Source organism: Hymenobacter setariae (assembly GCF_007713685.1).
Classification (GTDB): domain Bacteria; phylum Bacteroidota; class Bacteroidia; order Cytophagales; family Hymenobacteraceae; genus Hymenobacter; species Hymenobacter setariae.
The window spans coordinates 93,180-119,056 of the sequence record NZ_VMRJ01000005.1 but is presented as its reverse complement, the minus strand read 5'-3'; the positions used below and the strand labels follow the sequence as shown (position 1 = coordinate 119,056).

Genomic DNA, 25,877 nt, shown 5'->3' with positions numbered 1-25,877 from the left:
GCCTAACGCTAGGCGGCTTTTAACAGTGCCCGCAGGCCTGCACGGTCGCGGTAGCGGCGGTAGGCAATCTCGGCCAGCGCCGCCAGCGAAAACACTAACCCCAGCCGGTAGCTCCAGTCGAGGTAGCGCAATTGGCGCAGCGTGGGCGCCCCGTCGGTGGCCCGCAGGTAGAGCACCAGCCCCCACAATTCATCCATGATAGTGAACAGCCAGATGCCCACCGCGGCCCGCCGCCGGAAGCTGCCCAGCACCATCACCCACCGAAATAGGTAGAGCACCAGCCCCGGCAGCACGGCCAGCACCAGCAGCGGCCGGCCTTGCAACATGGGCACGCCCAGCAAGATGATGGTAGCCGTTTCTTTGGCTAGCTGAATAGCTGCGAGCCCCCGCCCAACGGGCGACAGCATTTTGGGCGACGGAATGGGGTGAGCGTGCGAACGAGGCATGAGCGCGGAAGCGGTATCAGCAGGCAAGATACTCGCCGCCCGGCAGTGCGCCGCCGCTGGCCACCTAGCGCCGTAGCAGCTGCCGGCTGGCTTGGTAGCGCCAAGTCAGCACCACAAGGAGCAGGCCTTTCAGCGAATCGAGCACCAGATTTTCAGGTCGCCCAAAAACGATGAAAATACCCACACCCAGGCCTATCCACTACAGCCCCAGCAAGTAGCACAAATCTGCGTAGCCAGGGCGTCGCCGCCACACTTGGGTCCAAGCTAGCACCGCCAACAGTGTCACGAGCAGCAAAAACCAGCCGGTGATGTACCCTAGGAACTGCGTTTCGGGGCCGTACTTCACCTTGAACTGCGCCAGGGTGAGCGCTGGGGCAAAGAACACCCCGCCCGTAAGCCCCAGCACGATAGAAATTGCGAGCACAAGTAGCAGCAGAGTTCGGGGCATAATGAGCGCACAGAGTAAGGCCAACAACACACTACCGCCGCCCGGCAGCGGGCGAATCTACTCATTTCGCGCTAACTACTCACTTATCCACCACCTAGGCCGGCCACATGGTCTAGCTTCGCTACCGAAATAACCATGCTACTATTGCCAGCACTAGCAGCAAAAACCAGGCAGCTAGCCCAAGGCCAGTCACTGCAACAAAGCCCAAGGCGGCCAGCAGCCAAACCCAACCGGACCCCGCACAAGCCCGCAGCCAGCGCCACGCCCAGCCTATAAATTGAAACGGCAAGGTTAGGAGCAGCAGCCACTCCAGGCGCATTAGCCACGACCGGGCGGCTGGTGTGTGCGGCCATAGCTCCGCGAAAAAAGCTAGGTTTAGGCCCCCGAAGATGAGGCTGGCCGCGGTCAGCCACAGGCGCCTACCTAAGGGTGGCGTTCGCGAAGGGCGGGCAGCCGACGACTCAAGCATAGCGCTGATTATAAACCACCTTAACTTGCTCGGCGGCTAAAATACCCAGCGCCCCTAGGGTATAGGCCAGCATGTCGCCCCACTCGAAGTGGTTGCCTAGCACCACGGCCGCCAGCCGCGAGTGCGCGAGCCCCATGTAGGTGAGCAGGTGCAGGTATTGCAGAGCCTCGATGCCATAGGCCACCAGCAGCACGGCCGCCACCGTGGGCCGCACGGGCGTAGTAACCACGCTTCGCACCAAGCAATACAAAAAGACGACGGCCAGCAAGTCGCCCACGTAGGGCCGCACAATACGGTCGTGCAGGAAAGCCGCGATGAATACCTCTACGCAGAGCAAGCAGCCAGCCCCGTATAGCCAGCTTTTATGAATTTCGGCCATGCCAGATTATTGAATAACTTATTATTTTACAGGATAATACAAACTCTATCGGGCCACCCGCAGGGGCGAGCCCGGCCACTGCCAGGCGCCCGTGGGGCCGGCGGGGCTAGCGGCCGGGGCCGCCGGCCCGCCGCGCAGTACCAGCGGCGCATCGGGCCGCTGCATCTGCTCCACACGGGCGTATTCGGTGGCAATAGCCGTGCAGAAGCGACCTAGGCCGTAGCCGCCGGCCCGCAGCGCCCGGCGGCAGCTCAGATACACCGTGAGGGCGGTGCCGGCCATCAGGCCGCGGTAAACTTGCTTCCAAAGCCAGCCGCTCAGCCAGTTGCGCTTAGGGGACAGCTGCCGAATAGCCAAGCAATGGTAGATGAGGTGCATCTCTTCATCGAGCAAGATGCGGCGGCACAGCTGCTGCAACAGCCCCGAAAACGTGGCCGTGTACAGCGCTCGGTAGAAGATGGTAGCCACTACCTCGGCCGTGAGAATGACGCGCACCATGTGCACCAGCCCCAGCGGGCGCCCTAGGCTCCGAAAAACCTCGTGCAGCCAGTGCGACTGCAACCGCGGAATGCCCTGGCGGTCCATAAACTCACCCAGCATATTGGCGTGGCCTTCCTCCTCCTGAATGAAGAGGCGCATGGCCGCCGCGTAGTCGGCATCGCCTAGCTGGTCGGCCAGCGCCTGTAGGTGGTCGCCGCCCGTGCCTTCACCCCGCTGGAAGGTTTGGAGCGAGGCGCTGATGGCCCGCTTTTGCGTGAGGGATAGTTGGTGTGGGTCGTCCCAGGCCAGGTCGGCAAAGCGGGCGCGGTTGGCTTGGAAGTAGGTGGTGATATCGGCAAAAGTCATGGCAGTACGCAGAGATTAGGGCTTTGTGAAAGAAGTGGGCCTGAGCGGCAACCTAGGGCCCCCAGCTGCCCGCACCCCCACCGTCGCACACCAGCAGCAGCGCCAGAAACAGCAACGCCAGGCACGACAACTGAAACAGAATGAGCAGCAGCGTCCAGCCGGCACTCACAAAACTGAGCCATAAGGGCTCGGTGTGCTCGGCCACGGTTTCCCAAGTGGTCAGCACCGATTTGTACCATATCAGCAGGTGCGCGGCAGCTGCGGTACCGAGTAGCAGCCAGTCGGCCCATACTTGGCTGGTGTCGAGCATCTTACTTAATAAGATACTGAGTAGTAACCAGCTTAGGACACTGGCTAATGCCCAGCTCATGCTACTTCGTAGCCACTCGGCAGGCGTAAGTGGCTTCTTGAGTTTGGCGGTTAAGGTTAGTTGTTCCATAAGATTGATGAGTGCGTCTGCCATGCAGCGCGCAGCGAAGCATCTCGCGTGCTGACGTTTATGAACGTTTGGTTTACTGCGCCACGCGAGATGCTTCGCTGCGCGCTGTATGACAGACGTGACGGTTACTGAAGCACCGGTAGCGGCAACAGCATCTCCGAGCTACTAGCGGGCGCGGGTGGCGCCCCTACCCCACGGCGCGGCTCAGTACCGCTGACTTTGCTCAGGATGGCTTCGAGCAAGGGGCGCATGGCGTCGAGGTGGCGGAACTTGATGACGAAATTCCAGAGCGGCTCAAATTTTTTCCAGCCGCCCGCGTAGGCGAAATGCTTGAGCTGGTGGCGCACGGTGTCGTGGACCAAGCTGGCTTTAGTGATGTTAGACCAGCTGTAGAAGTCGCGATAGGCCTGGTCGTAGCCATTTTTGAGTTGGCGAGCGGTGAGGTGCGGGCCGGGCTGGCACACCACGGTGCGGGTATCGTACTCGTTCCAGCGGCGGTGCAGCAGGCGGCCTTCGGCTTCCATGCGCTGGAAGAGCGCCGTGCCAGGATAAGGCGTAGCAATGTGGAAAGTAGAAGTGGTAATACCTTGATTGACGGCCCACTCGACGGTGCGCCGAAACACGTCGGGCCGGTCGTCGTCGAGCCCAAACACGAAGCTGCCGTTTATCATAATCCCTAGGTCGTGCAGGCGGCGGATGGCAGCGGCATAATCGCGCCCCAGGTTCTGGGGCTTATTGCTCGACTTCAGGTTGACCGGGCTCAGCGTTTCGAAGCCCACGAACAAGCTGCGCAAACCCGCCTGGGCGGCTTTCTCCAGCAAGCCGTTGTCGCGCAAGATGCTATCGACCGTGGCCGCCCCTTGAAAGAGCCGCCCCATGCCACGCATTCCCTCGAAGAGCCCGGCCGCGAAGCGCACATTGCCGAGCAGGTGGTCGTCGAGGAAGTAGAGGTGGCGGCCGGGCAGGCGGTCAATTTCGGCCAGGGCATCGTCCACGGTTTGGGTGTAAAACGACTTGCCACCCGCAAAAAAGGCGTCTTTGTAGCAGAAGTCGCAGTGGTGCGGGCAGCCCCGCGTCACCACTATCGAATTGGGCACGAGGTAGCGCGTGCGCTTGATGAGGTCGCGCCGAATGGGCGGCACGCCTACCAGCGAGCGCCCGGCCGTAGACACGTAGCGCGGCCGCGCCTGCCCAGCTCGCCAGTCGCGCAGAAACGCGGGAAACGTTTCCTCGCCCGGCCCCAGAAAGATGCTGTCGGCGTGCGGTGCGGCCTCTTCGGGCAGGCTGGTCACGTGCAGGCCACCTAGGCACACGTAGGCACCGCGGGCGCGGTAGTGGTCGGCCAGCGCGTAGGCCCGGTAGGCATTGGTGATATATACCTGAATGACAACCAGGTCGGGCGCATCGTCGAGGCGCAGGGCCTCCACGTGCTCGTCTTGCAGGTCGGCTTCCCAGTCGGCAGGCAGGTAGGCAGCCAGCGTGGCCAGCCCCAGGGGCGGGAAGAGCGAGTATTTGATGGGCCGCCAATAGGGGTTGGTGGCTTCGGTAAGGGCGGGCAGGATGAGCTTGACTTTCATAGCTTATTGAATTAGAAGTAGTCACCTATTGGCTCATGGCAGAAAATGTCCCACAGCGTCGCCACCGACATGAGCAGGATGATTCCCAAGTGGAGGACCAGGCCGAGGACCAGTACCACCCGCCATACCAGCATGAGCAGTCTAGCCCAAGAGAAAGCACCTCGGCGGGCATCGTGCAAAAGCACGGCAGAGCTGCCCGATAAGACGTTCCGCCAAATCAAGAAAATGCAGGCGGAACAGCTCCCCCACATCAGTAGCGCCACTAGCTCCGGCGCACTCGACGGCAGCATGCTTAGGTAGTCCCTTAGCACAGTCATAGCCTTAGGAAGCAGCCAAATACCCGCCTGGCATCCGCCTACCCAATATAGGCTGCGCAGTAGCCACTGCCCCGGCGTGAGCGGCACAACGTTGTATGCGCTTTGCTGCTCAGTCATGATTCACCAGCTGTTTGTAAGTGAACTCGCCCGCACCCGTCCGGCTCTGCCAATCCTGCTTCGGGTAAGCTTGCTGAAACTCTGCCACCTTCTGCCGCAATAGCTCGTGCGCCTGAGCCTTGTCCATGGTGTAGTAGTAGCCATCGCTGCCCTCGGCTACCAAGTGCGGTACTTGGTCGATGATGGTTTGGCGCGCGGCCAGCACCGGCAGCACCCTAGGGGGCATATTCAGCAGAAAGCCAATGTCGAGGCGCGCGAAGCCCGCTTGTAGGTTGTACTCGGCAATCCAGATTTCCCAGTTGCCAGCCGCTAGGCCCAGTATCACTGCGTATGCCGCCCACGAATTGAGGCGCACTAGATTAAAAGCTGAGCGCCGCTGCCAAATTTTGAGCAGCACTGTACCTAGGCCAAACAACGTCAGCAGCAAGAAGCCATACACGCCGATACGCTTGTAAGCCAAGCCCGTGTACACGATGTAGTAGTAGTTGCGCAGCCCCACCGAGATGGCCAACACCACGTTTTGCACCACCCATAGCGTGGCACCCCAGCGCAGCAGCGGCAAGCCGGGCTGATAAAAGTTGAGGTTGCGGCGGAAAAACCACAGCATGATGCCCGCCGCCAGCAGAATACTGAAAATCAGTATGTAGGTGCCCTCATGCACAAACTGCGTGAGGTCGAAGTTCGGCGCGGGCACGAAGCCAAACCACATCCAGTTGATGTCCACGACATTCACCACCAACAGCAGCGCGTTGAGCAGGCCGAAGCTCACCACGGCAGCCAGCCACTCCTTGCGCAAATCGAGCAGACGACGGCTAGTGTGTTGAAAATTGGGTCGCCGCACACCTAGGGACGCCACGCCATCGCGTTGCCGCCGCACAAACTCCCCGAAGCGCGACTCGTGGTCGGCAAAAAAGTGAATGGGCACTACCGCCAATGCCCCCGCCGCGCCTATCAGGCAGAGCACAAGAAACAGCAGGTGCGGCACCGAAATATCCGCAAATAACCGCCCTAGCAAGTCAGCCACCCCATTCCAAAACCGCGCGCTCAGCGCCGCGAACCTAGGGTTAGCCGCCGCAAACAACGCTTGAAAAACGCCCACCGCCAGCAGCGGCATGCCCAGTACCCGCCCATAAAACCAGCCGCGCTGCAACCGTCCGCCCAGTTGCCGCGGCGCCCGGATGCTGCCCACTACGGCCCCCACCGCCGGCAACACCCCCGCCGCTGCCGTGAGCACCGCGTAGCTGAGCTGCCGCAGTTGCGGCTGGTTTACGAATCCTACTAACAGTAAGCCCGAGGCCAACGCCGCCCACAGCGACGCGCTAGAGCCATACCACGCCACCAGCCCCCCACTCGCCACGCAGCCCGCTACCACTACCCAGAAGCTACTTAGGCGCCGCACTGGCGCGTGGCGCGGTAGCAGCACTAAGTGTGCCCCCACCAAAAACAACATGTAAACCAACACATTGAGGCCAGCCGACTCGTGCCAGAACAAGTAGTCGCTTAGCACCGCTGATAGCGCTACTAGGCTACCTAGCAAGGTGGAAATTCGGTAAGCGGGAGGCGCGGAAGCTGGCGTAGCAGACGCCCAAGAAGCTGTTGTTTCCATTTTTAAAGAACTTTGTATTTCAAAGCCGTAGTATCAAAAAAAGGCCGATTCAAGTCGGCTACGCTATTTTTTAGCCCATCCGCCATGCTGTGCACAGCATGATGGACGTAACTCTTGCGTCTATTTAGGTATTGATTAGCCTCGCAGTAGCTTCTCGAGCGCCGCTAGGTGCTCTTGGAATGCGGTTTTACCTTCGGCCGTGGCGTTATAGGTTGTATTCGGCTTTTTGCCAATAAACTGCTTGTTTACCAATACGTAGCCTGCTTTCTCGAGCGCGGCCACGTGCGAGGCCAGATTACCATCAGTGAGGTCGAGACTTTCTTTCAGGTCGTTGAAACTCACCGACTCGTTTGCCAACAGCACGGCCATTACGCCGAGCCGCACGCGGTGGTCGAAGGCTTTATTAAGCGTGTGGATGGCATATTTCACGGGCTCGCAAAGTTACGCCTGGCTACGGGAGCCCGCGGCGGGGCGCTCGTAGCGGTTATACATCAGCAGGCCGTAGCCAATGTGCCCCAGCCCGAAGCCCACTCCAAAGAGCAGCAGCCCATAGCCCGGCATCAGCAGCCCCAGCAGCCCGAGGGCCATTTGGGTTAGCCCTAGGTACTTTATTTCTTCCAGCGTGTACTTGCTGCCATTGAGCAGGGCGATGCCGTAGAACACCAACAGGCCCGGCACCACCAGCTCGGGCGCGCCGCTCAAGAATAGTTTAAGGCAAAAGAGCCCGCCCACCGCCAGCGGAATAAACAGCGCGGCAGCCAAGCGCCGGGCTGGGGCTGTCCACAGTGAGCGCAGGCCATCGCGCCGGGTGCGACGCAGCGTAAAGAACGCCGCTACCAGCAGAGCTGCCGCTATCATGGCTAAAGCCAGACCTAGGAGAAAAGGCAGCGCCTCCATCCGCTCGCCCAATGAAGTCTGGAACAGCCGCAGGTAGCCCTGCGCGCCGTACTGCGCGCTGCCATACTCTTGCAGCAGGTAGTAGTGCGCCACCACCGTGCCTACTAGCGCCACCACGCCAGCCCCTACCCCACTCAGCCCGCTGAGCGAGATGAAGCGCGAGCTGCGCTCCATAATGGCGCGGATTTCGGTAAGCTGGGCGAGCGGGTCCTGAGTGGCGGGCTTCATGCGAGGCGGTGAAGTACTTTGTACTGCAAAGCTAATACAGAAAAGATATGTCGCAGCATTATTTTCGATAATATTCTAAAAGCCATGCTTTACACAACTAAGGCCCTTGCCCATCAACAATTCAGGCTAACCTTTCTTGGGGGAATGGTACTGACACCAGCGGTGGCTTTAGCGTATGCGCTGCTGATGCACCATCCTTGGACCGATAACTGGCCAGAAGGTGCTTCACTTATCGCAAAAATTGGGCTTGAAATGCTTGGCCTGACCCTCGCCTTGCTTGGAACCGGAGCATTGCCAGCCCTACTGGTTGGCTGGCTGCGGCTGGCCCCCATGCGCTGGCTCTTTCACCAAACCCTACCTAGGCGCGGGGGCATTGCCTTGGCGATGGCGGGCACCCTGCTTCTTTTTGAAGCTACCGTAGTGGTGGCTGCACTCCTAGGAGGCTGGATAATAAGAGTAGAGTTTAAGCCGCTTTGGAGTATCTGCACGGGCTTTAGCCTGCCCTGGCTGCTTGCGGCGCTGTGGGCTACCCAACGGGTACTACGGCAGCATGCGCAACCCTCGATTGTCGTTGAATAACGGGCGTTAGCCGAGTGCGGGCGGGCAGAATCGCAAACTGGTACGTCTTTTGGCTATTGCAGCGCGGGCAACTTTTGCGGAAGCCCAACAGTTGCCTTACGAGCTGTTCTGCATCATTTCTGTTCTTAGCCCGCTCCCATTTTCCATTCCATTATGAAAAATCGTCTGCTCTTAGCTACTGTTGCCTTAACTAGTTTCACGCTCACGGCGCATGCCCAGATTAGCTTTCCTAGCAGCCTAGGCGGCCTGAAACTGCCCACCAAAAAGACGACGACTACAACTACTTCTTCCTCGACTGGCGTAGCAGGCCTTACCAATACGGAAGCCGCTAATGGCCTGAAGGAGGCGCTTATTCAAGGTATTTCGAAAGGCTCAGACCAGGCCTCGGCCACCGATGGCTTTTATTTAAATAAGCTTATCCGCATTCCCTTCCCGCCCGATGCACAGCGTATGGCCACCACCCTGCGCAAAATCGGCCTAGGTAGCCAAGTCGATAAGTTTGAGTTGTCGCTGAACCGCGGCGCCGAAGACGCGGCCAAAAGTGCCAAGCCCATCTTCCTCAACGCTATTAAGCAGCTAACCTTCACCGACGTGTGGAATATCTTGACGGGCCAGAAGGACGCGGCCACTCAGTACCTCAAGCGCACTACCACCTCGCAACTTACCACGGCCTTTATGCCCATCATGGAGCAGAGCCTCGGCAAAGTAGACGCCACCAAGTACTATACCTCGCTGACAACCACCTACAACAAACTGCCGCTGGTAACTCCCGTGCAAACCGACCTCAACCAGTACGCCACCGGCAAGGCCATCGACGGTTTGTTCACGCTCATCGCGCAGGAAGAGGCCGATATTCGAGAAAACCCCGTGGCCCGTACTACTTCGCTGCTGAAGAAAGTGTTTGGCATCGGTGGCAAGTAATATTTGCGTCTGACGCACCTATAAAACTGTCAGGCTGAGCTTGCGAAGCATCCTATCACGTCTAGAAAAACCTAGCGTGAGAAGATGCTTCGCGAGCTCAGCCTGACAGTCCTTTTTATGTCCCTATCTACTCAATGCGCCATTTGCCGTAAGGGCTACTTGTGAAGTTTCGCCTGCACCTGTTCGAGTTTGAAGACCAGCCGTGGTTTCCGGCCGTGCTGCGCGCGGGGCAAATGGACTACCTCCGCTTCATGATTTCGAGCCTGGGCATCTACCGTCCAGTAGCACCACTGCTGGCCACTGCCCTGCACCGCACCCAGCAGAGCCAGCTGCTGGAGCTAGGCGCGGGTGCAGGCGGCGGCACCGAAACCGTGCTGGTGGCCCTGCGCCAACAGCCAACCGCGCCCCCCCACCTAGGGCTACTGCTCACCGACCTCTACCCCCAGCCCGCCGCCTGGGCCGATGTGGCGCGCCGCACCAACGGCGCCATCCAGGGCCACGCCGCCCCCATCGATGCGCTGCGCGTGCCGGCCGACCTGCCGGGCTTCCGAGTTATTTTCTCAGCCTTCCACCACTTTGCGCCGCCGCAGGCTGAGGCGTTGCTACGCGATGCTGTGGTCCGCGGGGCAGGCATTGGCGTGTTTGAAGGGGCTGGCAAAAGTTGGCTCGAAATCGGGCTGGCGCTCACGGTGCTGCCGGTGGCGCAGCTGCTGCTCACGCCTTTTTTTCGGCCTTTCCGCTGGAGTAGGTTGTTTTTCACATACTTAGTGCCGCTCATTCCGCTTACTACTATCTGGGACGGGGTCGTGTCTATTTTCAGGATGTATCCGCCGGCCCAATTGCAGATACTGGCCCAGCGTGCCGACCCCGCCGGGCGCTACCAGTGGCAAGCCGGGCAGTTGCGCCATTGGTGGGGCCCACGCGTCACGTACCTCATCGGCACCCCAAACGGCAGCTAAGCCCTGGGTTTGGGCCCTAGGTTGCACATTTGCCGGCTACTTGCTTCTTGCCCCTTGCTCCTTAGCCATTACCTCCGGGCGCTGCGGCTGCTGCGCATTCCCTTTTCGCTGTTCCTGATGCCCATCTTCTGGTTCGGGCTCAGCGCGTTGCGTATGCCGTTTGGCTGGGGGCGGGCGGCGGCGGTGTTTGGCATTCTACACTTACTGGTGTACCCCGCATCTAACGGCTATAATTCCTTCTATGACAAAGATGAGGGTAGCATTGGCGGGCTAAAGACCCCACCTAAAGTCACCCCCGAACTGCTGCACCTCGTCTGGCTATTCGATGCGTTGGCCCTAGGTTGCTCGCTGCTACTGAACTGGCCCTTTGCGGCGCTGGTGCTGGTATACCTGCTGGTTTCTAAAGCCTACAGCTACGAGGGCATTCGCCTCAAAAAATACCCCTTGGTAAGCACGGTGGTGGTAGTCGTGTTTCAGGGCGCTTTTACCTTTTTGATGACCCAAATCGGGGTGGGCACCACAACACCTCAACTTACCGAACCTACCAACCTACTGTTGGCTCTCGTGAGCACCTTGTTCCTGTGTGGCTCCTACCCTCTCACTCAAATATATCAGCATCAAGAAGATGCACGCCGCGGCGACCGCACGCTCAGCCTACGGTTGGGCATCCGGGGCACGTTAGTTTTTGCGGCAGGTGGGCTGCTGGTGGGCGCCGCGGCTATGAGCCTAGCCTATTGGCTGCGGGGCGAAGCGCGTAATATTCTGATTTTTCTACTCGCCACGGGGCCAGTAGTGGCACTGTTCGCGCGCTGGACCTGGCTGGCGTGGCACGACCCCGCGCACGCCAATTTTGAGTGGACCATGCGCATGAACATTGTGTCGTCGCTGTGCTTGAGCGCCGCTTTCATCGCCATGCTGCTTTTGGCGCTGTAGCTACCTAGGGCTGCCGGGTCGTGATGAAGACCATGCCGTTTTGCGCCCGGGCACCACCAATAGCAACGGCTTTTTCACTGGCTAGCAAAGAAACTTCTTTTATCTGCCGCCGCGCCACCAGTGGCTGCCACCGCAGTGTGTCAGCAGGTACCACTACCTGCCCATCAATCATATACAGCAGTACTACTCCAACGGGCCGGGGGTCGTTGGCTTCAGCTTGACGCTGCTTTTCCTGCGCGGCCCGAAAGGCTCGCTGCCCTTCTGCTGTAAGACAAGGTACGCACACCGCGGCGGCTGGCACTGGGCCTCGCACGCGAGCATCGCAGGCCAGGCGCTGGCGCACTGCTGCTACCTGCTTCTTCAGTGATAGCTGCTGCGTGGCTACTATCCAGGCATCGGAGGCTGCTACCGTCGTATAAACCTTGCATGGCGGACCTAGGAGACTATAGGCTAACAAGAGCAGCTTCATAGCTATCGTGCTTCCCGTAGAATGAGGCACGGGCTCGCCCAAAATTCATCAATAAAATGCTGTTCGACCTTATACCTTGCCCTAAGAAGCTGAGTTAGCACTAATAGCGCGGGGCTGGGCCCTGTGCTGACTATCATCAGGCCTCCGGCGTGCGCGACAGCAAGCGAAAACAACGATTGCAGGTCAGAGGACTAATAATCGGCAGGGGGCCATGAGCATGAATATTGTGTCGTCGCTACACCCGAGCTTTTATCGCTATACTCCTGCTGCCTAGGGCTGTTTAGTGGTTATCACTACTACCCCGCTTGCACCTCGGCTACCATAAATTACCGCTGCTCCAACACCCTGCAAAAACTCTATTTTGCGCACTGCTTGAATTGTTACAAGCTTCTGAAAAGCAGTCACTCCTGCTAAGTCTTTTGTAAAGAACTGGCCATTTACTATATACAGCAGTGAAAAGCCCTTAGCCCGTGTATCGGCCGAGTCACGCTTGTGCTGAGCCGCTGCATACGCCCGCCGGCCAGCGGGCGAAACGCCCATCAAGCATACTTGGGGCTCAAAACTGATATCACGAATGGCGGTATCGCAGGCCACGCGCTGACGTAAGGCCAATACCTGCTGCCGCAGTGGCAATTGCTGGGTTTTCGTAATCCACGCTTCGGAGGCCGCTGCATCAGTAAAAATTTGACACGGCAAGGTAGTTTGACCAATCACTAGGTAAGGGGCAAACAACAATAATGCATTCACTAACAACCTAGTAAACATCTTCTCTCGGAGCGAATTAAATCTCTGTCAACTTGGCAAATGTAGATAGCAAGGCATATATGACCCATAAAACCGAGACGGGCGGCAAGCGGCGTAAAAGCCAACTTACCGCCCGTCTTAGGGTCACTAATCAAAAGACTTAGCCGTTCATAGCCAGCAAGAACTCTTCGTTATCCTTGGTACCTTTCATGCGGTCCTTCAAGAACTCCATGGCTTCGGTAGCGCTCATGTCGGTCATGAATTTGCGGAGAACCCACACGCGGCTTAGCTCGTCGCGGCTTATTAGCAGGTCTTCGCGGCGGGTGCCGGAAGCCGGAATGTCGATGGCCGGGAACACACGCTTGTTGGCCAGCTTGCGGTCAAGCTGAAGTTCCATGTTACCGGTGCCTTTGAATTCTTCGAAGATAACTTCGTCCATCTTCGAGCCGGTTTCAATAAGCGCCGTGGCAATAATCGTCAAAGAGCCAGGGCCTTCGATGTTACGCGCCGCGCCGAAGAAGCGCTTAGGCTTCTGTAGAGCGCCAGCGTCGATACCACCCGACAGAATACGCGAGCTGCTGGGCTGCACCGTGTTGTAGGCCCGGGCCAGGCGCGTGATGGAATCTAGCAGAATCACTACGTCATGGCCGCACTCTACCAGGCGGCGCGCTTTGTCAAGCGCCAACTCCGCAATTTTGACGTGGCGGTCGGCCGTTTCATCGAAGGTCGAGCTGAGCACCTCGGCTTTCACCGAGCGGGCCATGTCAGTTACTTCTTCCGGGCGCTCGTCGATGAGCAGGATGAGCAGGTATACCTCAGGGTGGTTCTCCGAAATCGAGTTAGCAATTTCCTGCAGCAATACCGTTTTACCAGTCTTGGGCTGGGCCACGATGAGGCCACGCTGGCCTTTGCCGATGGGCGCAAACAGGTCGAGCACGCGGGTGCTCACCTGGGTGGGCTTGGTGCTGAGCTTCAACTTCTCATCGGCAAACAGCGGCGTTAAGTGGTTGAAGGGCACCCGGTCGCGTACTTCTTCTACAGTGCGGCCATTGATGCTATCCACCCCAACGAGAGCAAAATATTTCTCATTTTCACGGGGCGGGCGCATGGTGCACTGCACTGTATCACCGGCTTTCAGCCCATACTGCCGCACCTGCTGCGGCGACACGTAGATGTCGTCGGGCGAGGTCAGGTAGTTGTAATAAGGCGAGCGCAGGAAGCCGTAGCCACCATCCGGCATCAGCTCTAGGGTGCCCGAGCCGGGCACCGTCAGGTCGAGCTCGGGGGCGCGGGGCGGGCGCGGTGCTTGCTGCGGGCGCTGGCCTTCAGCGGTCTGGCCGTTTTGGCCATTAGCGCTAGGTACTTGACTCGCTGCACCTTGCTCACCAGCAGGCTGGCCTTCGGTGCCTAGGCGCTGGCGCTCTTCGCGGCGCTGCTGGCGCTGGGCTTCCCGCTGGGCATAGCGCTCCTCGCGGCTCAGGCGGGGCTGGTCGGTAGCACCGGCGCCGTTGATGGGGCGCGCCTCGCGGGGCTGGTCATTAGAGAAGCGCGACTGGCCGTTTTCGCGGGGCTCGCGGTTTTCGCGGAAGTCATTGCGGGGCTGGCCGTTGGTACGGTCGCGGTTTTCGCGAGGCTCGCGGCCATCCCGGTTTTCACGGTCGAAGCGCTGCTCGCGGCTTTCGCGGCGGTCAGCATATGCGTCGGGGGCAGCCTGCTCAGCTACTGCCTCGGTGGCAGCTACTTCAGGGGTAGTAGCCTCTTCAGTGGCTGCTACAGCAGCCGTGGCAGGGCGGTCTTCGCGGCGGGGCAAGGGCCGGCCGGCGCGGTCTACGCGCTCGCGGCGGTGGCGAGGCTGGGCCGTAGAGTCGGCCGAGTGCGTTTCGGCAGTGGGGTTAGTTTCGGTGGGGGGCACGGTAGCCTCCTCAGCGGCTACCGACACATTAGCTACATTTTGCTCATCGGCCTCCACTACGTCGAGGCGTGTAGGCTGCGGAGCCTCAGCTACTTCTTCATAAGCTGGCGCTGGTGCCACGGGCTCTGCTGCCACAGCGGCGGGGGCTTCGACCACTGCCGCCGGCACCTCAGGTGCTTCAACTGTGGCTGCGGGCGCTGCCACGGCGGGGGCCGCAGCGGCTACATCGGAAAAAGGCTGCTCGGCCACCGGCGCCGCAGCGGGGCGGCGGCGGCCGCTACCCCCGCGCGCACCCCTAGCGGGGGCAGCGGCCGGGGCTGGGGCCGCTGCCTCTACTACTGCTTCAGGAGCCGCAGCGGCAGCAGGGGCCTCGGCTGGGGCCGCAGTAGCGGGCTTTTTGCTAGGCAGCTGGTCGGCCGGCAGAATGGCTTGCTGGTCGAGGATTTTGTAAATCAAATCCTGTTTGCTCAGGCGTTTGAAATTGCCAACGTGTAGTTGCTCAGCAATTTCCTTGAGGTCGGACAGCAGCCGGTCCTTCAGCTCGTTAAGGGTATACATAGGGGGAATTAGGAGAATCTGCGCGAAGGGCTCGGCCGTCCGACGGCCGCTGGCCCGGGGTCCCGGCCGCAAGCAATTTGTCCGAAGCCAATGGCCCGGCCCAACTTCCAAAAAGCAGCAATGCGCAACACAACCAGCAAAGCGGCGGGCAACAACAGGAAATAGTAAGGTATAAGAGGGGCGGCCGGCAGCTCCACCAAGGCAAAAATGTCGGTCCGGCAACGCAACGGGTGGACCCAGGGCCTGCCCTACCAGCCCCATGGGCCAGCTTGCAGTTGCAATATTAACGCATTACGGACAAACTGCCAACTTGGGTACGTTGGCGGCGCCTCATTGCGTAAATTTTAGAAAAAGATGCGTTCTGCGGGATGAGCCCCGCGCCGCCTAGGTCCTCTTGGCTGCTCAACGCGCACCTAGGGCCGGCTGGTTCCGCACTGGCGACCGCCGCAATACCTTTGCGCCCACTATGCTACAACTTTCTGTACTTAAAGAGCAGACCGACCGCGTGCTGGCCGGCCTGGCCAAGCGCAACTTTAAAACCGCTGAGGCTGATGTGGCGGCGGTGCTCGACCTCGACCAGCGGCGCCGGGCCTTGCAAACGCAGCACGACACTGCTCAGGCCGAAGCCAATGAGCTGGCTCGCCAGATTGGCGGCCTCATGAAAAGCGGCGACAAAGCCGGCGCCGAAACACTTAAAGCCCGCACCTCGGAGCTAAAAACCCAGATTAAGACGCACGCCGACGAACTGGCGGCCCTCGAAAAACAGCAAACCGAACTGCTGTATAAAATTCCGAACGTGCCGCACGAAAGCGTGCCCGCTGGCCGCTCGGCCGAAGACAACGAGGTAGTGCGCGAAGGCGGCACCAAACCCGACCTAGGGCCCGGCGCGCAGCCCCACTGGGAGTTGATTAAGAAATATGATATCATTGATTTTGACCTAGGTATCAAAATCACGGGCGCGGGCTTTCCAGTGTACAAAGGCCAGGGTGCGCGCTTGCAGCGGGCGCTGATTAATTTCTTCCTCGACCAGGCCCGCGACGCGGGCTACGTGGAGGTGCAGCCCCCCATCTTGGTGAACGAGGCCAGCGGCTACGGCACGGGCCAACTACCTGATAAGGAAGGCCAGATGTACCACGACAAGGCCGATAATCTGTACCTAATTCCGACCTCGGAGGTGCCGATTACCAACCTCTACCGCGACGAAATTATCGCTGCCGATAAGCTGCCCGTGCGCAACACCGGCTACACACCCTGCTTCCGGCGCGAGGCTGGCTCGTGGGGCGCCGATGTGCGCGGACTGAACCGCCTGCACCAGTTCGACAAGGTAGAGATTGTACAAATCACCCAGCCTGAGCACTCCTATGCCGCCCACGAGCAAATGGTGGCCCACGTAGAGCGCCTGCTCCAGCAGCTTGAGCTACCTTACCGCGTGCTCCGCCTCTGCGGTGGCGATATGGGCTTCACCTCGGCCCTCACCTATGACCTAGAAGTGTGGAGCGCGGCCCAGGGCCGTTGGCTCGAGGTATCGTCGGTGAGCAACTTTGAGACTTTCCAGGCTAACCGCCTCAAGTGCCGCTACCGTGGCGAGGGCGGCAAAACCCAACTGCTGCACACCCTCAATGGCTCGGCCCTGGCGCTGCCCCGCATCGTGGCCGCACTACTAGAAAATAACCAGACGCCAGAAGGTATTAATCTGCCTAGCGTATTGCACTCCTACTGCGGGTTTACACAGATTAAGTAACCCTTCACTAGTAAAAACCACTTGTTGAACGAGATTGCCCGCGAAGAGCCACCTTCGCGGGCAATCTCGTTTTTAGCATTATTTTTATCTTCAATAGAAGCCTGAATGCTTGCATTTTAGCCTTATTGAAGACAGAATATAAACTTTATTCTTTATTTAGAATAAGCGCTACTATACTAGTTTTTTGTGTCTAGCTTGGTCACGTCGATTTAATCCTTTTCCAGCTATGCCAAAATTTACTTTCTCCTTTTCTGCTGGCATCGCCCTGGTGGCCTTCGCTCTGGCAGCCCCTGCCGCCCAGGCCCAGACCAGTGATTTTGTATCTATTTCGCTGGCAAGCAACACGCCGGTGCTTACCAGCAACCAGCCCGGTCTATCCATCAGCGAGGAACCCGTGCAACGCCTCAGCACCCCGTCGGCCCCCGCTGCGCATGCCGATTATTTCAACGACTCACACAAAGATTTGAAGCAGGCCCTGGCTTGGATGCAGGAAACCAACGCCATGCACCCCGAGTACCAGACTATGTACACCGAGGCGCGTATTCGCTTGCAGCTCAAAGACTATGCTGGCGCCCACGCCACGGCGCTGGAGGCCCAGAAACTGGCCCTGGCTGCCGCCAACAGCGAGTATGCCCGCCACAGCGAGGAAGTAGCTATTCAGGCTAAGGCCAAGCTGAAATAACCTAGCGCGCGGCTACGCCGCCCTAGGTCACGCAGCCGCTGCTTGGTACCCCAAAGCCCGCCCACCCGGCGGGCTTTGTTATTTTTGGCCTTTCAACTCCTTTTCTCCCCACTAAAATGACTAGAATTGCCATGCACTTGACCACCGCCGTGGCCCTTACGGCTACCGTTCTCACGGCTTCCGTGGCGCAGGCGCAGATTGTGACCCCGCAGCCCAGCCCCAAAAGCACGGTAATGCAGCGCGTGGGCCTCACCGACGTGACTATCACCTACAGCCGTCCGTCGCTAAAAAACCGCGAAGTATTTGGCGCCAATTCGCCGCTGGCGCCCTACGGCAAGCGCTGGCGCACGGGTGCCAATGCCACCACGAGCATTAAGTTTTCGGACGATGTGACGATTGAGGGCAAAAAGGTACCAGCTGGCGAGTACGGCCTCTACACCGTGCCCACGGCCACTGAGTGGACGGTAGTACTCAACAAAAGCCTCAAGCAAGGCGCTGATGTTGATGGCTTTAAAGATGACCAGGACGTAGCACGCTTCACCATCAAGCCTTACAAGCTGGCTAGCAAGGTGGAAACGTTCACCATCAGCTTTGCTGAGCTGACGCCCGCTACCGCCAACGTGGACATGCTGTGGGGCCTCACGGGCGCCAAGTTCAAAATTGTGTCTGACGTAGATGCCAAGGTAATGGCCCAGATTGAGGAGAAAGTCATCAAGAATGCCAGCCCCTCGGCCAATGACCTCGCCGCTGCTGCGGTGTACTACAATGACAACAACAAGGACTTGAAGCAGGCCCTGGCGTGGATTCAGAAGGCCAACGCCACCGACCCCAAGTTCTGGAACGTGAATACGGAAGCCAAAATCCGCCTGAAAATGAAGGATTACAAAGGCGCCGTAACGGCCGCAGAGCAGTCGAAGAAGCTCGCGCTGGCTTCTACCCCGCCCAACGCCGAGTACGCTAAAATGAACGACGAGCTCGTGGCTGAGGCTAAGAAGGGCGGCAAATAGTCCCCTAGGTCTTAAGACCACCCACAACTTTGACATAAAAAGGCCGCACAACGAGTTCGTTGTGCGGCCTTTTTATGTCAAAGTTGTGGCGCTCAGCGCATCAGGCTCAGCGCCTATTACTGCGCGGCGGCTGGCAACACCTTCACTACCAGCTGCGAGGCGTGCGCCGGGTTATGATATAGCTGGTGCGTTTGGGCTTTGAAGTCCGTCTCATTGGCCTCGTAAATGTTGGGCACGTAGGTCTGCGGGTTGCGGTCGACGAGCGGAAACCAACTGCTTTGTACTTGCACCATCAGGCGGTGGCCTTTTTTGAAGGTGTGCAGCACGTCTTGCACGGTGAAAGGCACGGTTGTTACCTCATTAGCCACAAAGGGCTTGGGAGTAGTAAAGCTCTCGCGGAAACGGCCGCGCATCACTTCGGAGCGCACCATCTGCTGGTAGCCACCTAGGTGCACGCTGGCGGCGGTGCGGGGGTTGTCGGGCGTGTCGTCGGGGTACACGTCAATGATTTTCACCACCCAGTCGGCATCGGTACCGGTGGTAGCCACTTGCAGCTTGGCCAGGATAGGGCCAGCCAGGGTCAGGTCTTCGTCGAGCGGCGGGGTTTGGTAGGTGAGCACATCGGGGCGGCGGCTAGCAAAGCGCTGGTCGTCGGTCATGTACTCGCGGGTCATACCCACAGCAGTAGCTTCCGTGAACGGTACCGGATGGGCCGGGTCGCTCACAAATTGGTCGAACTCGAAGTTGACCTCAGGGCGACGGCGCTCGTTGTTGCCATCGGTGGGCGGGCTAAAGCTGAGGCCCCCAGCTTGGCGGAAGTATAAGGTTTTCTCCTGCACTGGCTTGGGCGGCCACGCATCGAAGGTGCGCCAGCGATTGGCGCCGCCCTCAAACATGATAGCCTCGGGCAGGTCCGAACCAGGCTTGGCAGCTTTCAAGTACGATTTAAAAAATGGCGCCTCCACGTTTTCCTGGTACCAGAGCGAAGGCGACGGGCCATAGTTGACGTTGCCCACCATCTCGCCGGTGCCGCGGGCCCAGCCGCCGTGCACCCAGGGCCCCATCACAATGCGGTTGCTGAGGCCAGGGTTCTTCTGCTCAATGGTTTGGTAGGTGTTGAGGGCGCCGAATAAATCCTCCGCATCATTGAAGCCGCCTACCGTGAGCACGGCCGTGTTGAGGTTGTGCAGGTGCGGGCGCAGGTTGCGCGCCTGCCAAAAGGCGTCGTAGTCGGGGTGCTGCATCAGCTGGTTCCAGAACGCGACCTTGCCTTGGTAATGCCGCTCATTAGCATTCTTGAGCGGACCTAGGCGCAGAAAGAAGTCGTAGCCATCGGGCGTGCCGTGCTTGAAGCCAGGGTTGCCGGTTGGCGTAGGCTGCGGCCGCGCCTGCCCAAAGCTGTAGAGAAAATTGAAGGCGTGAGGCAGGAAGAACGCACCATTATGATGGAAGTCATCCCAAAACCAGTCGGCTATGGGCGCCTGCGGTGAGGCTGCTTTCAGCGCCGGATGCCGGCTCAACAACCCCGCTGATGTGTAAAAACCGGGGTAAGAAATGCCCCACTGACCTACGCGGCCGTTGCTCCTTGGCCCTTTTTTTAGCAGATACTCGATGGTGTCGAAGGTATCAGTACCCTCGTCGGTATCCTTCTTCGTGGCGTGCTTTTCTAGCTCGGGGCGCATGTCCAAAAACTCACCTTCCGACATATATCGCCCCCTAACGTCTTGGTAAGCAAATATGTAACCTTCGCGCATCATGCTACTGCTGGGGCCTAGGTTATACTTATACTTCTTGCCATAAGGCCCCACTGAGTAGGGAGTGCGGTTGAGCAAGATGGGGTAGCGCACCTTGTCTGCATCCTTGGGCGCATACACGATGGTATAGAGTTTTACCCCGTCGCGCATCGGTATTTGCAGCTCCGTTTTGGTGTAGTGCTGCTGAATGTATAAGGTGTCGGCCAGCACCTTAGCCTGGTTTTGGGCATCGGTGACGGACTGCGTGGCTGGGGGTAGCGCCAGCGTTTGGGCACGGGCGGTGGTGGCAGCCAGACCTAGGGCAAGCAGAAAAGCAGCGTACGTTTTTTTCATGAGCGAATAGGAGTTGTCCTAGCCACAAAAGAACGTCAGGCTGGTCATTCTGCGTGCTTCGCAAAATGACCAGCCTGACGAACAGGCTCTACCTAGGCTTGGTGAGCGCTAGCTTGGCAGCTTAAAGCTGTTGTTCAGCGCAATGATTGCGTTCTTATAGTCCTCACGCCCAATCACAAACTGAATATTTACCTTGCGCAGTGCAAAACCTGCGCTGCTGATATTGATGCCGGCTTCGGCCAGCGCGCTGGCCGCCTGAGCCAGCAAGCCGGCCCGGTCAATGTTAGAGCCGATGAGGCAAACCAGCGCCACCTTCTCGACGGCCACTTTTTCGTAGCGCGCTTCTAAGGTTTCAAGCAGTTGCGGCTTCAGGTCCTTTTGCCAAATCACTAGCGAGATGCTGTTAGCACTGGTAGCTTTGAAGATGTAGCTTACACCTAGGTCGTTGAACGCCTGCATCAAATGCAAGTCAAAGCCGGCGGCCCCCACCATCAGCGGGTCGTAGATATCGATGATAACTACCTTCTCGGTACCTGTAATAACCTCGATGTGCGTGGAATCGGCTACGTAGTCGCGGGTAATGAGTGTGCCGGGGTGCTCGGGCTCAAACGTATTTTTAATACGCAAGTCGATAGCGTTGATTTCTAGCGGCTTCGACGCCTTGGGGTGAATGGCCTCCATGCCCACGTCGGCGAGTTGGTCGGCCACGTCGTAGTTAGTAAAGCCTACCGGGCGGCAGTGGTCGATGCCCACCATCATGGGGTCGGCCGAGCAGAGGTGGTATTCCTTATGAATGATAGCCTCTTGGGGCCTCACTGCTACAGCTATCTTACTGAAAGTCACTTCCGAATAGCCGCGGTCAAACTCACGCATAATACCTTCAGTGCCTTTGGTGTAGCCCGTGGCAATGCAGATGGTGTTGGCGAAGTCGATACCCGAGAAAGCCTGCTGAATACGCTCGTCGATAGTCAGGGCCCGCGCGTCGTCGAAGCCGCTGAGGTCTACTAGGGTGGCATGCACACCCTTATTCTGCAAGATGTTGACCGAGTTGAAGGCCGAGTGCGCCTCCCCTATCGAGGCCAGAATCTCGCGGGCGGCCTGCAGGATGTTGTAGCTATTGACATAGCCCGAGGCCAGCACATTAGTAAGGCTTTCGAGGTAAGTTTGGGCTTGGTCGATGCGCTGCTGAATAAAGGCATCGGCCACTGCCAAATCGAGGCCTAGGGGCGCGTAGTGCGTATTCAGTTCTTTGAGCTTGGCTGCTACTTCTTGCAGCGCCGCCCGAAACTCTTGATTTTGGGTAATGTGATGGTAGACGCCGGGCGCCCCGGTTTTCTTGTTCTCCAACAGCCAGTTGGTGACATTGGCATAGGCCGACACCACAAAAATGCGGTTGTACAGCGCCTGACCTTGGCGGCCGTGGAAGATGATGTTCTGCAGAACATCAGCGAAGGCGGTCATGGATGTACCGCCGATTTTTTCTACTGTGAGCACGGTTGAGTGGAGCGGGATTGCCCGCCGCAGTGGTGGCTTGCACTCAGCTTCTGCGCCATACCAATGACCTATTACGCAGAAAGCGAAAGCGAAACGAAGTAAGCAATAGTACCTAAACAAGCCGCTGGCGCAAGAGCCAAGCGACCTGCAAAGTAAATGCAATGTGCGTAAACCACGCACTTTAAGCTATACCCTTGCTTACTCAACGGCGCGGCGCGCTCCACATCGGGCCCTTTACATGGCTTGGCGCGGGCGCAGAGGCGAGGGGCGCCGCCGGGGCTTGGTTGTGGGCTGCGGCAGCAGCGGGCACTCAGGCGGGGGCTGCGGACCGGCCAACGAAAAAACTGCGCAATACTTGGCGGCCCAACAAGTGGCACAGCCCACAACTGGCCCCGTAGGCGCGGGGTCTTCTGCTAGCAGGAAGCTGATGGTATCAGGTAACATAGCGAAAGGAACTGACTAGCTGATAGTCAGTCAAAAAGGCAGTGGCAGAATAGTAATTGCTAGCGGGCACCCTTGTGTGGTAGCTGCTGTTTCAAAGTTCTCACCGCCTTATGGTACTATTCCGGTCTTTAGGTACGAACTGCTCTTTTTCGACTTCAAACGCCATTTATCACTATCTGAATTAAAAACCCCTGCGTAATACGTACTACTTGCTTGATAATCTTATCTTAATATAGCGACAGCAATCCCGCCGTTATACCATTACCGGGTGCTTTCTAGCAATCAGCCACTCAGCCGCTTATAGCACCTGCCCTAGGTAGCGCGGGTGCCTCTTAGGGCCCTAGGATGCACCCGTATCTTTGATGTATATGTTACCCTCTCCCCTAGTAGCCGCCCCGGTACTGGCGCCGGTTTTCACCCGCACTTTCCTGGCTGAGGTGGCCCACGAACTGCTGGCCACCTACGACGACGATACGCTGGCCGACCTAGTGGTCATCGTGCCCACGCGCCGCGCCGTGGTGTACCTCAAAAACGAATTGGCCCTAGCCACGCCCGACGGACAGGCGCTGTGGGCACCGCGCATCGCGGCCATGGAAGACTACATGGTGGAGCGCGCCGGCGTGCAGGTAGAGGAGCCTATAGCCTTGCAGCTCTTGTTGTTTGATATTTTCCGAGGCATCGACCCCGACTTGAGCTTTGACCGCTTTGTGGGCTGGAGCGGGCTGCTGCTACAAGACTTTTCGAACCTCGACCAGAACCTGGCCGATACCAAGGAGGTGTTTCAGTACCTCTCCGAAGCGAAGGCGCTAGAGCGCTGGGAGCTCGACCCCGAACGTGGCAAAACCGACGGGCTGATGCGGTACTTCGGCTTTTGGGGCCAGCTGGCCCGCGTGTACCGCGAGCTCAAGCGCCGGCTAAAAGCCGACCACCTCGCCTACCCCGGCCTAGCCTACCGCGAGGCCACCCAGCGCCTGCAAGCCGAGCTGCGCGACCCCGCCCGGCCGCTGCCCGCGCACCACGTATTTGTGGGCCTAGGTGGCCTTAGCAAGGCTGAGGAGAAGTTTATCAACCTGCTGCGCAAAGCTGGCCGGGCCGAGCTGCGCTTCGACGCCGACCCGTTCTACCTAGAGCAAGACTCGCCCAACCGGGCTGGCCAGCACCTGCGCCGCTACTGGCAGAAGTGGGATTTGCCCCGCGACAGCTTCACGCTGCAAGAGCACCTGCGCGGCCGGCCCCACCACGTGCGCCTGCTAGGAGTGGCCAATGCTAGCATGCAGGGCAAGCTAGCCGGCCAGCTGCTAGCCGAGGCCCGCCAGCGCAACCCCGACGCCACCGTGGCCGTGGTGCTACCCGACGAAACCCTGCTACTGCCCGTGCTGCACGGCCTGCCGTCAGCCGAGGTGGTACCCGATTTCAACGTGACGATGGGGTTGAGCTTCCAGAGCACGGCCTTGTTCAACCTCGTCGATTTGCTGTTTGAGGTGCACCTCACGGGCATTCGGGAGGGCGAGCCAGGCCGCGACTACGGCGTGCCTAAATACCACCACCTAGCTGTGAGCAAGCTGTTGGCGCACCCGTTTCTGCGTCGCTACCAGCAGTACCTGAATGAACAGCCAGAGGAGCCGCAGTACCACGGTCTGCTCGACCACATTTGCCAGCAGATTGTGAAGAAGCACCTTGTGCTGCTGCCCGCCACCGAGCTGCTGCGACTGGGCGAAGGCCACTCGCTCATCAAGGCGCTGTTTCAGACCTGGGATAATTGCGACCATATTATCGACGCCTGCTACACCATTATCAACCTGCTCAAGCAGGTATACGAGCACGAGCACACGGCCATCGAGGCTGAGTACTTGTACTTGTTTTACACGATGATACGGCAGCTGCACTCGGCCTTCGACTGCCAGGAGCAGCGCCTGAGTGTACGCTCGTTTCGGCGCTTCCTCTACGAGCAGATGCGCAACACGCGCCTGCCCTTCGCGGGCGAGCCGTTGGCCCAGGTGCAGGTAATGGGCTTGCTCGAAACGCGAGCGCTGGACTTCGACCACGTCATCATCTTGAGCTGCAACGAGAACGCGCTGCCTGCCCCCAAGCGGCAAAACTCGCTGTTTCCCTACGACGTGCTCACCGAGTTTAAGCTGCCTACCTACGCCGACGCCGAGGCTACGGCCGCCTACAACTTCTGGCGGCTGCTGCAGCGCGCCGGGCGCGTAGACCTAGTGCACGTGCTGCCCGGCGCCGAGGGCGTGCGCACCGGCGAGCGCAGCCGCTTTCTGCGGCAGCTAGAATTTGACTTGGCCGCCCAAAACCCGATGCTGACGCTGGAAGACCAGGTAGTGGAGGTGCAGCCCGCGGCGGACGCTTCCCCTGTTAGTGGCCCCGCCTTAGAAGAAAGCAGCACCCTCACGAGCGAACTGTCCAATGACCTCGTGCTCCACAAAGACCCGGCGATGCTCGCCGCCTTGCGCGGCGTGCTTGAGCGTGGCTTGTCGCCTTCGGCCCTTAATGAATACCTGGCCTGCACGCTCAAGTTTTACTTTTCGCGCCTGGCCCGCTTTCAGGAAAATGAGGAGGTGGAAGAGGCCCTAGGGGCCGATGGCTTCGGCACGGTGGTGCACGACGCGCTGGAGCACCTGCTAAAGCCCTTCGAGCTGTTGGGCCGCGAGCTCACGGCCGACGACCTGCCCGACCTGCTGCGCAAGGTGCCCGCCGAAGTAAATCGCCAGCTGCGCCAGGAAGAGTCTGACCGTCAGGCCCGCCCCGACGATGGCCTCAACCACGTGCTGGGCCAGGTGGCGGTGCGTCTCATCCGCAAGTACCTAGAGAGCCTGCCGGGCCAGCCGGGTTTACTGCCGCTGCGCATTGTGGCCCAAGAAACGGAGATGGCGGCCACGGTCTTTGCCGACATTCCGGGCGAGGCCGAGCCGCTGCCCGTGCGCCTCTTTGGCCGGGCCGACCGCATTGATGCGCTGCCCGATGGCCGCCGCCGGGTGGTAGACTACAAAACTGGCCTCGTGGAGCAGCGCGAGCTCAACCTACGCGGCAAGGTGAAGCCCCTCAGCGCCGCCGAAACCGTAGAGCGTCTACTCACCGAAAGCTCGTCGGGCGCCGACAAGGTGCGTCAGCTCTGGCTCTACCGCTTTATGCTGGAAAGCGACGTGCGTCACCCCGCCCCGCCCGGCTCGGAGGCAGCGATTATGTCGCTACGCAAGATTGACGAGGGCTTGCTCACGGCGCCGCTCGACTTCATCACCGAAGGCACCGGCGAGCCCGACTTTCTGCGGGCCAGCGCCGGGTTGGTGGCACGGCTGGCGCGGCGCGTGCTCGACCCTACCGAGGACATTCGCAAAACCGACGACCTAGCAAAATGTGACTATTGCCCGTACAAAGGTATTTGCGCCCGGTAGGGTTTTTGCGCAAATCATGTAGCATTGCATAGCAGAACAATAAAGCAGCCCTCGCTAGGCGTTACCCCAGCGCCAGCGAGGGTTAGCCAATGTATTCAAAGCAGCTTCCTTATTGCTTAGCTACGCAGTGCCCCTAGGGTACCACTTAGGTTCATATGCGGCACTAGATGAGAG

At 59.2% G+C, this 25,877-nt stretch carries 22 protein-coding genes; 8 read left to right on the top strand and 14 right to left on the bottom strand.

The window, feature by feature from the left end; translation table 11 throughout:
- Nucleotides 1-8 precede the first annotated feature (8 nt).
- The 9 genes from FNT36_RS19140 to FNT36_RS19100 all read right to left on the bottom strand — a co-directional run bounded on the left by FNT36_RS19140 (nucleotide 9) and on the right by FNT36_RS19100 (nucleotide 7,769).
- Nucleotides 9-446 carry a hypothetical protein gene (locus FNT36_RS19140; RefSeq protein WP_144851051.1) on the bottom strand — a complete coding sequence of 146 codons (438 nt, stop codon included), beginning with the start codon at nucleotides 444-446 and terminating at the stop codon, nucleotides 9-11.
- 199 nt (nucleotides 447-645) lie between these two features.
- Nucleotides 646-870 (bottom strand): hypothetical protein, encoded by a 225-nt coding sequence (locus tag FNT36_RS25655; RefSeq protein ID WP_233636065.1) that lies wholly within the window; start codon nucleotides 868-870, stop codon nucleotides 646-648.
- A 485-nt stretch (nucleotides 871-1,355) separates the two neighbouring features.
- Complete coding sequence (locus tag FNT36_RS19130) at nucleotides 1,356-1,742, bottom strand: ribosomal maturation YjgA family protein (RefSeq protein WP_144851048.1); 387 nt, start codon at nucleotides 1,740-1,742, stop codon at nucleotides 1,356-1,358.
- Between the two features lie 45 nt (nucleotides 1,743-1,787).
- On the bottom strand, nucleotides 1,788-2,588 hold the full coding sequence (locus FNT36_RS19125) for a ferritin-like domain-containing protein (RefSeq protein WP_144851043.1): 801 nt from the start codon (nucleotides 2,586-2,588) through the stop codon (nucleotides 1,788-1,790).
- 52 nt (nucleotides 2,589-2,640) lie between these two features.
- Nucleotides 2,641-2,898 carry a hypothetical protein gene (locus tag FNT36_RS19120; protein ID WP_233636064.1) on the bottom strand — a complete coding sequence of 86 codons (258 nt, stop codon included), beginning with the start codon at nucleotides 2,896-2,898 and terminating at the stop codon, nucleotides 2,641-2,643.
- A 254-nt stretch (nucleotides 2,899-3,152) separates the two neighbouring features.
- The gene (locus FNT36_RS19115) at nucleotides 3,153-4,604 is read right to left on the bottom strand and encodes a B12-binding domain-containing radical SAM protein (RefSeq protein WP_144851038.1); all 1,452 of its coding nucleotides are present in this window, start codon (nucleotides 4,602-4,604) and stop codon (nucleotides 3,153-3,155) included.
- 426 nt (nucleotides 4,605-5,030) lie between these two features.
- A complete protein-coding gene (locus FNT36_RS19110) occupies nucleotides 5,031-6,644 on the bottom strand; it encodes a DUF4153 domain-containing protein (RefSeq protein WP_144851035.1) in 1,614 nt (537 codons plus the stop codon).
- A 135-nt stretch (nucleotides 6,645-6,779) separates the two neighbouring features.
- A complete protein-coding gene (locus tag FNT36_RS19105; RefSeq protein WP_144851031.1) occupies nucleotides 6,780-7,073 on the bottom strand; it encodes a winged helix-turn-helix domain-containing protein in 294 nt (97 codons plus the stop codon).
- A gap of 12 nt (nucleotides 7,074-7,085) precedes the next feature.
- On the bottom strand, nucleotides 7,086-7,769 hold the full coding sequence (locus FNT36_RS19100) for a hypothetical protein (RefSeq protein ID WP_144851028.1): 684 nt from the start codon (nucleotides 7,767-7,769) through the stop codon (nucleotides 7,086-7,088).
- 144 nt (nucleotides 7,770-7,913) lie between these two features.
- Here FNT36_RS19100 and FNT36_RS19095 point away from each other — a divergent pair, with 144 nt between their 5' ends.
- The 4 genes from FNT36_RS19095 to FNT36_RS19080 all read left to right on the top strand — a co-directional run bounded on the left by FNT36_RS19095 (nucleotide 7,914) and on the right by FNT36_RS19080 (nucleotide 11,161).
- On the top strand, nucleotides 7,914-8,348 hold the full coding sequence (locus tag FNT36_RS19095) for a hypothetical protein (protein ID WP_144851025.1): 435 nt from the start codon (nucleotides 7,914-7,916) through the stop codon (nucleotides 8,346-8,348).
- Between the two features lie 153 nt (nucleotides 8,349-8,501).
- Nucleotides 8,502-9,269 carry a DUF4197 domain-containing protein gene (locus FNT36_RS19090; RefSeq protein WP_144851022.1) on the top strand — a complete coding sequence of 256 codons (768 nt, stop codon included), beginning with the start codon at nucleotides 8,502-8,504 and terminating at the stop codon, nucleotides 9,267-9,269.
- A 161-nt stretch (nucleotides 9,270-9,430) separates the two neighbouring features.
- Nucleotides 9,431-10,228: a class I SAM-dependent methyltransferase gene (locus tag FNT36_RS19085; protein ID WP_144851019.1), complete on the top strand. Its 798-nt coding sequence runs from the start codon at nucleotides 9,431-9,433 to the stop codon at nucleotides 10,226-10,228.
- Nucleotides 10,229-10,282: 54 nt separating this feature from the next.
- Nucleotides 10,283-11,161 carry a UbiA family prenyltransferase gene (locus tag FNT36_RS19080; protein WP_144851016.1) on the top strand — a complete coding sequence of 293 codons (879 nt, stop codon included), beginning with the start codon at nucleotides 10,283-10,285 and terminating at the stop codon, nucleotides 11,159-11,161.
- 4 nt (nucleotides 11,162-11,165) lie between these two features.
- Here the strand turns inward: FNT36_RS19080 and FNT36_RS19075 are convergent, their stop codons facing one another.
- Nucleotides 11,166-11,630, bottom strand: a complete 465-nt coding sequence (locus FNT36_RS19075) for a hypothetical protein (RefSeq protein WP_144851013.1) — start codon at nucleotides 11,628-11,630, stop codon at nucleotides 11,166-11,168.
- Between the two features lie 904 nt (nucleotides 11,631-12,534).
- The gene (gene rho, locus FNT36_RS19065; RefSeq protein ID WP_144851007.1) at nucleotides 12,535-14,844 is read right to left on the bottom strand and encodes a transcription termination factor Rho; all 2,310 of its coding nucleotides are present in this window, start codon (nucleotides 14,842-14,844) and stop codon (nucleotides 12,535-12,537) included.
- Between the two features lie 466 nt (nucleotides 14,845-15,310).
- On the opposite strand from rho, the gene serS reads away from it, so the two are divergent.
- From serS to FNT36_RS19050, 3 genes are all read left to right on the top strand, one after another.
- Nucleotides 15,311-16,585 carry a serine--tRNA ligase gene (serS, locus tag FNT36_RS19060; protein WP_144851671.1) on the top strand — a complete coding sequence of 425 codons (1,275 nt, stop codon included), beginning with the start codon at nucleotides 15,311-15,313 and terminating at the stop codon, nucleotides 16,583-16,585.
- A gap of 226 nt (nucleotides 16,586-16,811) precedes the next feature.
- Entirely contained in the window at nucleotides 16,812-17,267 is a 456-nt protein-coding gene (locus FNT36_RS19055) for a hypothetical protein (RefSeq protein ID WP_144851004.1), read from the top strand.
- Nucleotides 17,268-17,383: 116 nt separating this feature from the next.
- Nucleotides 17,384-18,274 (top strand): DUF2911 domain-containing protein, encoded by an 891-nt coding sequence (locus tag FNT36_RS19050; protein ID WP_144851001.1) that lies wholly within the window; start codon nucleotides 17,384-17,386, stop codon nucleotides 18,272-18,274.
- Nucleotides 18,275-18,390: 116 nt separating this feature from the next.
- Here the strand turns inward: FNT36_RS19050 and FNT36_RS19045 are convergent, their stop codons facing one another.
- From FNT36_RS19045 to FNT36_RS19035, 3 genes are all read right to left on the bottom strand, one after another.
- On the bottom strand, nucleotides 18,391-20,361 hold the full coding sequence (locus tag FNT36_RS19045) for a CocE/NonD family hydrolase (RefSeq protein WP_144850998.1): 1,971 nt from the start codon (nucleotides 20,359-20,361) through the stop codon (nucleotides 18,391-18,393).
- Nucleotides 20,362-20,469: 108 nt separating this feature from the next.
- Entirely contained in the window at nucleotides 20,470-21,855 is a 1,386-nt protein-coding gene (locus FNT36_RS19040) for an aspartate kinase (RefSeq protein ID WP_144850995.1), read from the bottom strand.
- Between the two features lie 234 nt (nucleotides 21,856-22,089).
- A complete protein-coding gene (locus FNT36_RS19035; RefSeq protein WP_144850992.1) occupies nucleotides 22,090-22,299 on the bottom strand; it encodes a hypothetical protein in 210 nt (69 codons plus the stop codon).
- A 368-nt stretch (nucleotides 22,300-22,667) separates the two neighbouring features.
- On the opposite strand from FNT36_RS19035, the gene FNT36_RS19030 reads away from it, so the two are divergent.
- A complete protein-coding gene (locus FNT36_RS19030; RefSeq protein WP_144850989.1) occupies nucleotides 22,668-25,703 on the top strand; it encodes a PD-(D/E)XK nuclease family protein in 3,036 nt (1,011 codons plus the stop codon).
- The last annotated feature ends 174 nt before the right edge of the window (nucleotides 25,704-25,877 follow it).

Bases quoted from the DNA above. Each gene is read 5' to 3' on its own strand.
- FNT36_RS19090 (WP_144851022.1), top strand. From the start codon at position 8,502: ATGAAAAATCGTCTGCTCTTAGCTACTGTTGCCTTAACTAGTTTCACG.
- FNT36_RS19100 (WP_144851028.1), bottom strand. From the start codon at position 7,769: ATGAAGCCCGCCACTCAGGACCCGCTCGCCCAGCTTACCGAAATCCGC.
- serS (WP_144851671.1), top strand. From the start codon at position 15,311: ATGCTACAACTTTCTGTACTTAAAGAGCAGACCGACCGCGTGCTGGCC.
- rho (WP_144851007.1), bottom strand. From the start codon at position 14,844: ATGTATACCCTTAACGAGCTGAAGGACCGGCTGCTGTCCGACCTCAAG.
- FNT36_RS19030 (WP_144850989.1), top strand. From the start codon at position 22,668: ATGTTACCCTCTCCCCTAGTAGCCGCCCCGGTACTGGCGCCGGTTTTC.
- FNT36_RS19095 (WP_144851025.1), top strand. From the start codon at position 7,914: ATGGTACTGACACCAGCGGTGGCTTTAGCGTATGCGCTGCTGATGCAC.
- FNT36_RS19110 (WP_144851035.1), bottom strand. From the start codon at position 6,644: ATGGAAACAACAGCTTCTTGGGCGTCTGCTACGCCAGCTTCCGCGCCT.
- FNT36_RS19075 (WP_144851013.1), bottom strand. From the start codon at position 11,630: ATGAAGCTGCTCTTGTTAGCCTATAGTCTCCTAGGTCCGCCATGCAAG.
- FNT36_RS19140 (WP_144851051.1), bottom strand. From the start codon at position 446: ATGCCTCGTTCGCACGCTCACCCCATTCCGTCGCCCAAAATGCTGTCG.
- FNT36_RS19055 (WP_144851004.1), top strand. From the start codon at position 16,812: ATGCCAAAATTTACTTTCTCCTTTTCTGCTGGCATCGCCCTGGTGGCC.
- FNT36_RS19130 (WP_144851048.1), bottom strand. From the start codon at position 1,742: ATGGCCGAAATTCATAAAAGCTGGCTATACGGGGCTGGCTGCTTGCTC.
- FNT36_RS19125 (WP_144851043.1), bottom strand. From the start codon at position 2,588: ATGACTTTTGCCGATATCACCACCTACTTCCAAGCCAACCGCGCCCGC.
- FNT36_RS19115 (WP_144851038.1), bottom strand. From the start codon at position 4,604: ATGAAAGTCAAGCTCATCCTGCCCGCCCTTACCGAAGCCACCAACCCC.
- FNT36_RS19035 (WP_144850992.1), bottom strand. From the start codon at position 22,299: ATGTTACCTGATACCATCAGCTTCCTGCTAGCAGAAGACCCCGCGCCT.
- FNT36_RS19120 (WP_233636064.1), bottom strand. From the start codon at position 2,898: ATGCTCGACACCAGCCAAGTATGGGCCGACTGGCTGCTACTCGGTACC.
- FNT36_RS19045 (WP_144850998.1), bottom strand. From the start codon at position 20,361: ATGAAAAAAACGTACGCTGCTTTTCTGCTTGCCCTAGGTCTGGCTGCC.
- FNT36_RS19050 (WP_144851001.1), top strand. From the start codon at position 17,384: ATGACTAGAATTGCCATGCACTTGACCACCGCCGTGGCCCTTACGGCT.